This window comes from Chryseobacterium piperi, from assembly GCF_002285635.2.
In the GTDB taxonomy this organism is placed as follows: domain Bacteria; phylum Bacteroidota; class Bacteroidia; order Flavobacteriales; family Weeksellaceae; genus Chryseobacterium; species Chryseobacterium piperi.
Genome location: NZ_CP023049.2, coordinates 108,805 through 121,640 on the forward strand (window position 1 = coordinate 108,805; position 12,836 = coordinate 121,640).

The 12,836-nt window shown below is 36.2% G+C and carries 10 protein-coding genes; 2 read left to right on the top strand and 8 right to left on the bottom strand.

Translation table 11 applies throughout. The features are described from left to right. Positions 1–87 precede the first annotated feature (87 nt). The 3 genes from CJF12_RS00530 to CJF12_RS00540 form a co-directional block, all read right to left on the bottom strand. Positions 88–2,211 carry a cation:proton antiporter gene (locus CJF12_RS00530; protein WP_034682438.1) on the bottom strand — a complete coding sequence of 708 codons (2,124 nt, stop codon included), beginning with the start codon at positions 2,209–2,211 and terminating at the stop codon, positions 88–90. An 8-nt stretch (positions 2,212–2,219) separates the two neighbouring features. Beyond that, entirely contained in the window at positions 2,220–2,789 is a 570-nt protein-coding gene (locus CJF12_RS00535; RefSeq protein ID WP_034682436.1) for a hypothetical protein, read from the bottom strand. 152 nt (positions 2,790–2,941) lie between these two features. Next, positions 2,942–3,847, bottom strand: coding sequence for a DMT family transporter (locus tag CJF12_RS00540; RefSeq protein ID WP_034682435.1), 906 nt, complete (start codon positions 3,845–3,847; stop codon positions 2,942–2,944). Positions 3,848–4,057: 210 nt separating this feature from the next. Here CJF12_RS00540 and purE point away from each other — a divergent pair, with 210 nt between their 5' ends. Beyond that, positions 4,058–4,561, top strand: a complete 504-nt coding sequence (purE, locus tag CJF12_RS00545; protein ID WP_034682433.1) for a 5-(carboxyamino)imidazole ribonucleotide mutase — start codon at positions 4,058–4,060, stop codon at positions 4,559–4,561. 133 nt (positions 4,562–4,694) lie between these two features. Here purE and sph read toward each other — a convergent pair whose 3' ends face one another. The 3 genes from sph to ahcY all read right to left on the bottom strand — a co-directional run bounded on the left by sph (position 4,695) and on the right by ahcY (position 8,673). Beyond that, positions 4,695–6,275, bottom strand: coding sequence for a sphingomyelin phosphodiesterase (gene sph / locus CJF12_RS00550; RefSeq protein WP_084675604.1), 1,581 nt, complete (start codon positions 6,273–6,275; stop codon positions 4,695–4,697). 165 nt (positions 6,276–6,440) lie between these two features. Continuing rightward, positions 6,441–7,244, bottom strand: coding sequence for a hypothetical protein (locus tag CJF12_RS00555; RefSeq protein ID WP_034682432.1), 804 nt, complete (start codon positions 7,242–7,244; stop codon positions 6,441–6,443). A gap of 112 nt (positions 7,245–7,356) precedes the next feature. Then, on the bottom strand, positions 7,357–8,673 hold the full coding sequence (gene ahcY / locus CJF12_RS00560; RefSeq protein ID WP_034682430.1) for an adenosylhomocysteinase: 1,317 nt from the start codon (positions 8,671–8,673) through the stop codon (positions 7,357–7,359). A 54-nt stretch (positions 8,674–8,727) separates the two neighbouring features. Here ahcY and CJF12_RS00565 point away from each other — a divergent pair, with 54 nt between their 5' ends. Next, positions 8,728–9,342: a 4'-phosphopantetheinyl transferase family protein gene (locus CJF12_RS00565; protein ID WP_034682428.1), complete on the top strand. Its 615-nt coding sequence runs from the start codon at positions 8,728–8,730 to the stop codon at positions 9,340–9,342. Here CJF12_RS00565 and CJF12_RS00570 read toward each other — a convergent pair. Further along, positions 9,323–11,584 (bottom strand): FUSC family protein, encoded by a 2,262-nt coding sequence (locus tag CJF12_RS00570; RefSeq protein ID WP_034682427.1) that lies wholly within the window; start codon positions 11,582–11,584, stop codon positions 9,323–9,325. The two genes, CJF12_RS00565 and CJF12_RS00570, sit on opposite strands and share 20 nt — an antisense overlap. A gap of 76 nt (positions 11,585–11,660) precedes the next feature. Further along, complete coding sequence (porV, locus tag CJF12_RS00575) at positions 11,661–12,824, bottom strand: type IX secretion system outer membrane channel protein PorV (protein WP_034682426.1); 1,164 nt, start codon at positions 12,822–12,824, stop codon at positions 11,661–11,663. Between the last annotated feature and the right edge of the window lie 12 nt (positions 12,825–12,836).

Genomic DNA, 12,836 nt, shown 5'->3' on the forward strand with positions numbered 1-12,836 from the left:
CATCATTTCATTTGCTCTAATTTAAAAAAATATACTAAAAAGAAAAAATGAAATATAGATTAAAGCTTGACCGTAAAAATATTTTAATTACTTAAAAATCTTCTGAATAACATTTCCTATTTCCATAAAGTCATTATGATTTCCAACAGACCGGGTTTCCAGGTTATTTTTATCATAATCAGAAAAAGGATAAATTAAAAGATAATTGTTATTTTTTAAAAATTTATTTAAAAGTTCAGGCATCAGTCTCATTGGAGGGGTATAAGACTGCATTCCTCTTTTGGCCATCATTACAATAAGTCCTTCGTCTTCTTTTAACTGTGCAGCTGTTTTTTCTCCGTCGCGCCAGGTATTCATAATGATAAATTCTGCTTCGATATTGGCTTTTTTAATAATTTTCTGCAGGATATCCAAAATGTTTTCCGGAGCATAAAATGTCATGGTAGCTCCCGAGTTTCTGGCAATATTCCATATCCTTAAAAGAGCATGGAAAAATCCGGCTTCTTTTTCCGAGTGTAAAGGAATCATCACAGCATATTTCTTTATCGTGGAAATAGGTTGTGCTGCATGATATACCAGAACATTCACATCATCATTCTGAAGATAGCCGTTGTATAGATTGTAAACAAAAGAAGGGGAGAATCCTTTTTCATTTTCAAGTCCTATGATTAGGTCTGTTACTTTCTGCTCTTTAATAACATTATTAATCCCATTGATCACATCGTTATCATATCTTTTAAGTGACTGTAAGCTGACATCAGCCGCTGCAGCCGCATCAGAAGCCTGATGAAGAAGCTTTTCCGCATTTTTTACAGAGGATTCATTTTTATCTTCATTAATAACATTCAGGGCATAAAGATCTTCTGTATTGGAATGGGCTTTTATCAGGATTCCCAGGTTTACCATTCGTTCTACCGTTTCTTCGTGGTTGATGGCAAGAAGGATGTTTTCTTCTTCATGACTGTTTCCTGAAACGGTATTTTCATTATCAATTTGCGCAATTTTCTGAGCACTGGCCATCGATACAAATGAAGAGATCGTACATGAAATCAGAATTAATAGAATACTCCCATTCAAAACATGTTCGTTCAACAATCGTATAGGCTCTCCTGTTTCTGTTTCAGAAACAATGATATTATATCCTACCATTACTGTGGCTAGCGTTGCAGCAGCAGAAGCGGAACTTAATCCAAAAATTAATGTTCCTTCTTCTTTTGTGAATTTAAATGTTTTTTGAGTGATTACTGCAGAAATATATTTACCACCAATGGACGCTACCAACATAATACCGGCCACTTTTAGGGTTTCAAAACTTTTGAAAAATATAGTGAAATCGATCAGCATTCCTACACTGATCAGGAAGAACGGAATGAAAATAGCATTTCCTACAAATTCGACCCTGTTCATCAGGGATGATGTATGTGGAATTAATCGGTTAAGGGCAAGTCCAGCAAAAAAGGCTCCGATAATGGCTTCAATTCCTGCTAATTCAGCTAGCATAGCAGCTAAATAAATCATCACCAGAACAAAAATATATTGGGAGATCTTATCATTAACCTTTTTGAAAAACCATCGGCCAATAATAGGAAATACCAGTAAAACAATTAAGCTGAAAAGAATAACTGAAACTGAAAGTTTAACCCAAAATGAAGTGCCTACATCTCCCTGAACCATTCCAACCACCACAGCAAGCACCAATAAAGTTGCAATATCTGTGATCATGGTTCCGCCAACGGTAATATTCACAGCCTGGTTTTTAGCAATTCCAAGTTTGCTGATTAAGGGGTAGGTAATAAGGGTCTGTGAAGAGAAGAGACTGGCAAAAAGTACGGAAGTTAGTGTTGAAAATCCCAATAAATAATACGCTCCTAAAAAACCTAATATGAAAGGAAAAATAAAAGCATAACCTCCATAGCCAAGACTTTTCCATTTATTTTTTTTGAAATCTCCCATATCGATCTCCAAGCCTGCCAAAAACATAATGTAGAGAAGCCCGGTGGTTCCGGTAACGACAATGCTACTGTCTCTTGCTAATACATTAAAACCGTTTGGTCCTATAATAGCCCCGGCAATGATAAGTCCTAAAAGATGGGGAACTTTAATTTTATTCAGGAGGAGGGGGGCTGCAAGAATAATAATCAGTACTAATAAGAACTTTAGTACAGGATCTTCTATTGGAAGACTCAGGTTATGAATACTCAGTAAAGTCATAGGTGTTTTTATTTAGACGAACGCGTCAATTCAACAGAAAATTTTGCCATGCAATTATTGTCAATGGTAACCGTTCTTGTCCCCCGGATTTTGGTGTCGGAAATATCGTTCAAAATAACGTTCATTTCTACTTTTTTATCGGCACTGGGGTCTGTTTGGAAATTGAGTTTAATTTCATTATTCTCAAATTTTCCGGAATATAATCTCACAAGATTATTATTGTTAACGATCTTAGCGACCATCTGTGTGGAGTCACTATCGAACTCCCAGGTGTCTGTACGTTGATCACCTACTACATAATCAGTACAATTGGATTCCGTACAAATTACTTTGCTGTTCCATGAGCCTGCAATTTCTTCCGGCCACATCTTATTAATAACAGCAGAATCTTTTTTTACAAAAATGCTGTCTCTCAATTTGAGCAGAGCCTGATATTCGGATTCCTTTTGTGCAAACAGTTTTTCTTTTTCAAGCAATTGCTTTTCACGTTCAACCAGGTTTTTTTCTTTTTGATTATCAGTACAGCTTGTCAAAAAGAGTGGAATAATAAATAAAATCAACAGTGTGTTTTTTATCATATTGTAGAAATTGATGTAAACAATATAGGTAAAAAAAAGTGAAAAATAAAATTGAACGGTGAATAAATAGAAAATGTGAACAGAGTTTCCCAATTATCGTTTCAGCCAATTCTTAGAACCTATAGGTTACCTTGTTGGCCTATTTTTATGATTTACAGGGCTTTTTGTCTTCTGAACATTTCAGGTTTGTAATTAATGATAAACACACCTAATATAATTAATACCGCTGCAATAATGAATTTAAAAGAAATAGCTTCGTCGAGAATAAGCCATCCCAGAAAAATGGCAATTATCGTGTTGATGTAAGCTAAAATAGATACCTGAACAGGGGAAACCCTCGTTAATGCAAAATGGAAAGCGAAAAATGCGGCAACGGAGCCAAAGCATGCCAGATACAGCATAGCAGAAACACTTTTAATACTCCAGTTTCCGAAGTTATAATTTTCTGAAAAAAGGAATGCAAAAATAATCTGTACAACTCCGGCAAAAGCAAACTGGTAAAATAAATTTAATGAAATATTACCACTTTGAATATTTAGCTTTTTGGTAAAAATAGTACCAGAAGCCCATCCGGAAATGGCACAGAAAAGGAAAACAATTCCCATTCTGTAATCTGGGTTGGCAAGATCTTTCAGCCCGTCCCAAAAGATGAAAAGAATTCCACTGAAACACATCAGAACTCCTATGAAAGCTCTGAAACTGAATTTTTGTAATCCGATAGCCACGCTTCCTAAAAATACCAAAATGGGAGAGGAAGCGCTGATTAATGAAGCAAGACTGCTGGATACTGTTTCTTCTGCTACGGTTGTCATTCCATTAGCAATGACAAGCATTAATGTCGCAAAGATAATCTGGTATCGTAAATTCTTCCATCCAATCCACTTCAATTCTTTTCTGTAAAGAAGAACAGAAAGCATGATAAGAGAGGCTAAAAATTGACGAATCCCTGCGACAAACCAGGCGGGTATGGTTTCTACTGCAACCCTGATAGCCAGGAATGTTGTTCCCCAGACAAGAGCTACAGTAAAAACAGCAATGAGGAGTTTATAATCTTTCAAAATATAGATGGGAAATGGAACACAAATATATTTATTTTGAAGTGATTTTTCCAGTAATATTTTGGTATAAAACAGTATTATAGCTACACTACTTCAATAATGATTTTTCGGGTGATTTTTTATTTTCTGAATGAGCGTACATTGATCATTGAAGCAATTTTAAAAAACAGATTTTAATTTTTATCTTTGAACATCTAATAAAAACTGAAGATGGTAGGAATTATCATGGGAAGTCAAAGTGACTTACCGATTATGGAACAAGCTGCAAATTTTTTGAAAACCCTGGAAATCCCTTATGAGCTTACGGTAGTGTCTGCTCACCGGACTCCGGAAAGGATGTTTGATTATGCTAAAACAGCAAAGGAAAGAGGACTGAAGGTGATTATTGCAGGAGCCGGTGGAGCTGCGCATCTTCCGGGAATGGTAGCGAGTTGCACGACTCTTCCTGTGATTGGAGTACCGATCTTATCCAGCAACTCTATTGACGGATGGGATTCTGTATTGTCAATTCTTCAAATGCCGGGGGGGATTCCTGTCGCTACAGTGGCTTTGAACGGAGCATTAAATGCCGGAATTCTTGCGGCTAAAATTTTAGGAAGTGCTGACGAACAGGTAGGTCAAAAACTTCAGAAGTATCAGGATTCATTAAAAGATAAAGTATTTGGAACCGTGAATGATATTAAAAATCAGCACCCTAACCATTTTGATCAATAAAATAAAATTCATATTACATAAAAAGCTTCACTTTTACAGTGAAGCTTTTTTATGAGCTTTTTAGGTCTACATTATAAATAAAGCTCCCTAAAAATAGAGAGCTTTATTTTTATTAGCTTGAATATGAAGTCGATTACCAGTTTTGTTGGATGTTGTTCATTTGAATTTCAAATTGTTCTGAAGGTCCTGCAGAATTTCCATTCAGATAAATCCAATCTGTTCCATTCTTTTTATATACTTGCAGATAATATGTTTTCCCGGCGGATGTTTGATCCCTGAAAGCAACAGTATCCCCATTTTCTATACTTGTGGAGGAGTTGCCGTTTTTCTTTTTCACAAGAATAAGCTCCAGGTTTTTAAGAGACTTTCCAAACTTGGGAAAATAGTAATATGCACCTCCATTGAGGTATTCCCAATACCAGAAATTATTAATCCGTTCACTGGTTTCTACACGAACCAAACCTGCTTTCAGATCAAAGTAGTTATCATCGGTTCCGAGGTTAACCAAATTAAACCAGGTATTTGAATTAGGAGAAGTGGCGGATACCTTAAGCCATTCATCTGGTTTTGAAAGATCAGATGTGATGTACTTACCGGTAGCTACAGACTTTAATGATATTTTATCATACTTTCTGAATTTCATACTGGATTTGGGAGACGTTTCATCTGAGTATACACTTCCTTCTACCGGGTAATGATCCGAATAATCTGTCCAGTAATATTTATCCTGATTGAGGTTCGTATAAGTCATTAAAGTACTGCTTACAGGATCAAAAACAATATTTTGCCAGGAAGGCGGAACTAAATGGTCATTAGATACAAAAACATAGTCCAGATATTCCGGTTGGTTTTTCGGATAAGGGTAGTGATAGGATGCCATGGTATTGGTTCTGGTATCCCAGGTCTGTGGGAGTCCTCTATAATTAGGAGCAGATACATTTAAGGTTTGCAGCATGACAGGATATTCCGGGCTGTCTTTAATTACATTAAAGTCTCCGCCATAGATAAGCGTTTCATCAGTAGGTATTTTGAGATCATTCACATAAGTTTTGATCATTTCTAACTGGCTTTTTCTTATACTGAGCTCACTTCCTTTGCAGCCTGGCTGGGTAGATTGAAGGTGAGTAGAAATAAAATGCATACGTTTTCCATTTTTCAGGATACGGATATAAACGAATCCTTTTAAAGAAAGAGCATCAAAATCACATCCTTTTGGAAAGATATATTGATTCATTATTTCAATTGGGTACTTACTGGCAATCATCACACCTCCGTTTTCGAATCCCCCTGAGGTTACTTCTCTCCAATCTCCGGAAGTGTTATTCCATCCCTGTTGAGTTTGTCCAAGGATAGGGGTCTGATAAGGAAATTTAGGTAAAAGCTTTTCACGGAGAATCCCAGCAGCTGTATTGTCAAAGCATTCCTGGAGTAACAGGATATCATAATTATTAATGAAGCCGGCGTTTCCAAGTCTTTCGGCTCTGGTATTCTGGGACCATTGTGTAGTAGAGGCTACAGCAATGTCACGCAATAAAAAAGTATTGTATGCGAGTACCTTAATTTCATTATCTCCCAATCGGGAAAACTTATTTTGTTGATTAGAGTTGTCTGTAAGAGGACTGTTTTCCTCAAAAGAACTTTGTTCCCTGCATGAATTAAAAGATAGAAGGCATAGTACTGCCAGAAGATAAAGTCTCCGGTTGAAATTTTTCATATGTATTTTTTATTTGATGGGCTAAAATACTTGATGAAAGAAAAGAAGATGTTATCTAAGTGTTATATGTATATTAAGTTTATGATGAAAGGAAGTAAATAGCGCAAATCATGGGAAATAAAAAACTCTCCTTTTAGGAGAGTTCGATATCAAGATTAGTTTTTATTACAATGTAATATATTCATAATTATATTTTACATAAGTATTTCCGTTAGCTTCTTTCCCAATCACTTCAACAGGTAGCTGCGCATTGTTGTATTGTATACTATAAGTGATGTTTTGGTTTTGGATCCAATTTCCATCATTATCTTTATAACTTATTTTTTCTGTTGTATAATTACTTTTGCTCAAGTTATATGCTCCTCCCATCATAATTCTCAAGTATTTGTTGGTATAAGTAAAAGGATTTAATTTATTATCATAAGAAAACTCTCTTTTAGTAGAATGATTGAATATTCCTCCACTTACTGATGTTTCCGTAGAAATATTGTCTCCATTATAGATATAAGATGAGGTGCCTGGGTTGGAACAGTTGTCTGACTGACAAAGGGTAGAAGAAGCCAGTTGACCATTTGAATTATAGGTGTAAGTAGAGCTCCTGTTATAATCCGGATTGGTATAGATCGCTTTGACATTGGTCACCTGATCTCCGGTATAGTTAAAAACAGAATAATAATCTAAGGTTTGATCAGGGTTGTAATAATTGATTTTTACAGGCTTTCCATTACTATATTCGAAAGTAAAAGTTCTTCCTTCTGAAAGTGTTTTTACAAGTTGTCCCTGGCTATTGTATTCTAATGTTGCGACATTAGTTTGAGGGCTAGCCGGATTGTTATAATAAACTGTGGTCATCTTACTTAGTAAGAATAATTTTTTTTCAGGATCAATTACGATGTCATTATCATTATTGCTACAACTGTTAAAGATTGAAGCTGAGCCTATCACCACTAAAAATAAATATTTTTTCATTCTTTTTTTGCTGCCAAAAATAAAGAATACTTACTGAGTTTGAAAATATTACGAATAAAAAAATCCCACTATTTTGAATAATGGGATTATATATATTAGATTAAATTTAAATCTAGTATCTGTAATATTCAGGTTTGAATGGTCCTTTCACATCTACACCGATATATTCAGCTTGTTCAGGGGAAAGAGTTTCAAGCTCTACACTTAACTTTTTAAGGTGTAAAGCAGCTACTTTCTCATCCAAATGCTTTGGTAATGTATATACTTCATTTCCATAAGCAGCAGAGTTGTTCCATAACTCGATCTGAGCCAAAGTCTGGTTAGAGAAAGAATTGGACATTACAAAACTTGGGTGTCCTGTAGCACATCCAAGGTTTACTAATCTACCTTCAGCAAGAATGATTACTTCTTTACCTCCTTCCAATGTATAGATATCTACCTGAGGCTTCACTTCAGATTTAGTTTGACCATAGTTTTGGTTTAACCATGCCATATCGATTTCATTATCGAAGTGACCGATGTTACAAACAATAGCTTTGTCTTTCATTTTAAGGAAATGTTCTCCTCTAACGATGTTAAAGTTACCGGTAGTTGTAATAACGATGTCTGCATTATCAACTACAGTGTCTAATCTTTTTACTTCATAACCGTCCATAGCAGCCTGAAGCGCACAGATTGGGTCGATTTCTGTAACAGTAACGATAGATCCTGCTCCTCTGAATGAAGCCGCAGTACCTTTACCTACATCACCGTAACCACAAACAACCACTCTTTTACCTGCTAACATTAAGTCAGTTGCTCTTCTTACAGCATCTACTGCAGATTCTTTACAACCGTATTTGTTATCAAACTTAGATTTGGTCACAGAGTCGTTAACGTTGATTGCCGGCATTACTAGAGTTCCGTTTTTCATTCTTTCGTACAATCTGTGTACACCTGTTGTCGTTTCTTCAGAAAGTCCTTTAATGTCTTTCGTCAACTGAGGATATTTGTCAAACACCATGTTTGTTAAATCTCCACCGTCATCAAGGATCATGTTCAATGGTTTTCTTTCTTCACCAAAGAATAATGTTTGCTCGATACACCAGTCAAATTCTTCTTCATTTAAACCCTTCCATGCATAAACAGGAATTCCTGCAGCAGCAATAGCAGCAGCAGCGTGATCTTGTGTAGAGAAAATATTACAAGAAGACCATGTAACTTCAGCTCCTAAAGCTACCAATGTCTCGATAAGTACAGCCGTTTGGATAGTCATGTGAAGACATCCAGCGATTCTAGCACCCTTTAATGGTTGAGACGGTCCGTATTCTTCACGGATAGACATCAAACCAGGCATTTCTGCCTCAGCAAGAGTGATTTCCTTTCTTCCCCATTCTGCCAGGGATATGTCCTTAACTTTATAAGGAATGTATTGTGTTGTTGCTTCCATCTATCTGAAAAATTTTTCGCAAATTTACAAACTAATATTCTGCTGACCAAAAATATGCCCCTTTACCGAGATTTTTCAGATGATAACGCCACCATTCTTATTTGGAAGTATGATGAGAACGAAGAACTGAGCATTGATGAGCTTTTAGAGCCGGAAAATGCTGAAAAAGTAAAAGACTACCATCCTAAAAAACTTTTGGAGGTGTTAATGGTACGCAAACTTTTAAAGGAATTAAAACCCCATTCAAAGATTTTGTACAAGGAGCGGGAGCCCTTTCTATCACCTAAGGATGCGGAAATTTCCATTACTCATTCTTTTCCTTTTGCATCGATAGCTATTTCAAAGAAAAAAATTGGGATTGATTTAGAAAGATTTAATCCTAAAATATTGAGGGTGATTGATAAATTCACTTATGAAAATGAAAGAGGTTTTATTCCTGAAGACAACGCAGATACGTATTATACTATTATCTGGAGCGTAAAAGAAAGTATGTATAAGATTCATCATTCAAAGTACTGGTCTTTGAAGAAAAATTATGAGGTAAAGCCTTTTGAGCTGAAGAATCTCCATAAAATACGCTGCAGAGTGTATGATGATCAGTTCTCAGACGAATTCAAAGCCAGGGTCGAGTTTTTTGATGAATACTGCTTTACGATTGTGGAGGCGTAGCTGCAGATTCGTTTTTGTATTTCTCGATTACTTTTCTTTGTTCCTTGGCAACATCATAAATAAGTTCCAGGATATCGTGGATATTTTTCAGTTCTGTAAGGTGAGATACTTTACCGGTATCTTTCAGATCAGAAGGTTCTTCCTCTATCTCAGTTCTCCTTTTTAACATAAGATCTTCAATGCATGAATCTTCAGGCTCGAGACGGCTTTCCATCTTAAGGGTTTCGGTAATTTCTTCATCATTAAGGAGGGTAAAGGTCTGCTGCATTTCAGCCTCAATTTTTCGGCTCCAGCTTTCAGCATCTATTTCAGGATATTTCTTATCGTTTTTAGAATACTGGGAAAGAGAAGCAGTATAAGCCGTAATAAGATGTGAGGTAGCAACAAACTGATGAACGACCTCCAGTTTTTTTCGTTGGTTTTTAGGTTCGGAAATCATTCGTTGAAAATTGTCGGAAAGATTTGCTAATGATATAATAGCATTTTTACGCTTTACCTTGTAATCTTCAAGATCAAACTCCTCCTGAAGGAATTTGGAAATAACGCTTTGAAAATAGATAAGATTGCTTTCTGCTGATTTTTTCATGAGAACCAGATTTTGAGTATGTTCCCAGACAGGAAGTACGATGTAAGAAACAAAAAATGCAATTGCACCGGCAATCATGGTATCTAAAATCCGATCTTTAAAAATGACATCAACTTTCCCGGGACTTAAAAAATTAAAACTCATGAATACATAAATCGTCATGAATAAAACGGCCCAGAAATATTTCCCTTTTAATAAACTGAAACAAAGAATCATGCTGATGAGTAGTGTCGCAAACAGAATGGCATTGATATGGACAAAGTGTAAGATTACATAGGCTATTGTAGCTCCCACAATGGTCCCGTACAAACGAAGTCGGTTTCTTTGTTTTGTGATTGAGTAAGCGGGTTTTAATATCGCCGTAATTGTGATTAATATCCAATAGGTATGACCAATTCCTAAAAACTGAAATAGTGAAAACAGATAACCTATTAATAAAGCAGTGGTAATCCGGATTGCATGGCGAAACAGTGATGAAGAAAGAGAGATATTATTTCTCAATACTTTAAAATTGAGTTTTTCTTCATTAGGCATAAACTTCCTTAAGTCTAAACCTGTAGAAAGACTCTTCGCTAATTTTATATCCTGTGAAAAAACTTTATAAATTTCATTGATCTCTTTTGTGATTTCACTGATACGCATGAGAATCTGGCGCAGGATCATGAAGTTTTCTAAAGTTCCCGGAGTAATCTGTCTATTTCTTACTTCGAAATAAAGGGTATTCAGCTTTTTTAATTCGGTATCAAGATTGAAAATAGGTTTTGCCCTAGTTCCTAACTGAAGCGATATTCCTATATTGGTTATTTCTTCGGAAAGTAAATTGAGGTAATCATGGATATTCACCAGTATCATACTATCTTCAAAACTTTGCTGAAGCTTTTGATAATCGCTTTCTGAGGTCATCAGCTTTTCATGAAGGTCCATTGAATTCAGGAACATCAGCATGAGTAACCTGCTGGTGGTCGTGGATTCGTTGACGATGGTTCGGGTTTTAAAAACGGTCTCCCGTGTATCTTCCTGAAGATTTTTAATCTCTATCTGCTTTGCTATAACCTGGGTGGTCAGTCTATCAAAATCAGGGTTTTTCTGATAGTAGTTGGCTTTTATTTTTAAAAATTCGGCAAGCTGGAGATAATTTTCTCCAATCATCTGGCTAGCGAGTTTATAGGGTTGGATTGTGGTAACAATTAGGAAGATCAGTAAAAACCAGATACACCCTGAAGCAAAAATAAGAAGACTTTTGAAAATATTACTTCCGGTGAGGTGTCCATCAATAAAGATGGCCAGTACAACCAGAGATAATGAGCCTACAGCTGCTAATCGTTGTCCGTATACTCCGATCAGGGAGAAGAACATCCCGAATACAATGATTTCAAGGATGACCAATACCTTTATATGCATTACTAAACTTGCAATAAGGGCTACAAGTACAAAGCAAAAAATGGCAAACGTTAGTGCATTTCTTCTTCGTATAAAAGGTCCCGGCTGATCCGTGAGTGCTACGAAACTTGTCCCAAGCGGGAAGAGGAAGTATTCTTTTAATATTCCGAAGTGGGCGAGAACCAAACATGGTAATACCGTAGCCAATGTAATTCTGATAGCAGAATACACATACTGACTGGTTACAAATTTTTTAAGCTCCGCCGAATAGTTCATATTACAAAAATAATTATTGAGAAACAAAAAAGCCCCATAAATATGAGACTTTTGTGAACTTAAATGTTATATTTTTTTAATAGTCAGCATTAGATGTTTCATCTCCTATGTTCCAGGTTAAACCAAAACGAAGAGTATTGTCTAAAGCAGTATTAATTTTGGACATATTAATTAAGTAAGAAATATCAAGACCAAAAGAACGGTATTTCAAGCCAACACCTGCTGTTGCAAATTGTCTAGCCCCCTGTTCTTCGCTTTCACGGAAGTAACCGGTTCTTACTGCAAAAGCATTATCATATGAATATTCTAAAGCACCACTATACATGATACTGTTTTTATTTTTGAAAGATTTGCTGATTCCTTCCAATACACCAACGTTAGGAACAGCATACATAGGTTGTCTTGTGTTAGGATCATTTCCAATGAATTCTTGACCCGGAACTAAAATTTTAGACCCTTCCACACTAATTCCTATTTTGTTTACATCATCAAGATACATGTCGTAACCCACCCCTAATCTTGCCATAGTAGGAAGATAAGATCTGGATTCTTCATTTCCGGTATAGTCAAGTTTAGGACCTAAGTTCTGGATTGCAAAACCTGCATTCAATTTACCATCATATCCCCCGAAACTTGAAAATCTTGGAGAGCTGTAGTATCCTGAAACGTCTACAGCAAAAGAGTTAGCAGGCTTAAGGGTAGTGTCTGTATTGAAACCTCCGGCTAAGTCTGAACGAATAAATCTACCAGTTACCGCCATTGAATAAGAATCTGAAAGTTTTAGTGCATAGGCAACATCAATGGAGAATTCATTAGGTTTAGATGTTCCCATAGAAGCTACGTCATTACCTACTAATTGGGTTAAGTCTACCTGCCCCATATTGAAGTAGTAAATACTTGCAGAGATGGTTGATCTTTCGTCCTGACCTAAAAACTTATGGAATGCACCATAGAGTAAGAATACGTCATTGGTCAATTTTCCCATGTAGGGAGTGTAGTTGAGGCCTACGGAAGAACTTGTTCTGCTAAAAGGATATTTCGCTGCATTCCAGAATTGAGAGAATGCATCCGGAGAGGTTACAACCCCCTGATCACCCATACCTCCCGATCTTGCATCTGGTGCAATCCTTAGAAACGGGGCTCCGGTTAATACAGGTCTTACCTGACTCAGATCTTGCGAATAGCCTAAAAAACCAGCACTTAATCCAATTCCTAAAAGCAGTTTAGTAGTTAAATTCATATGTTGTCTTTT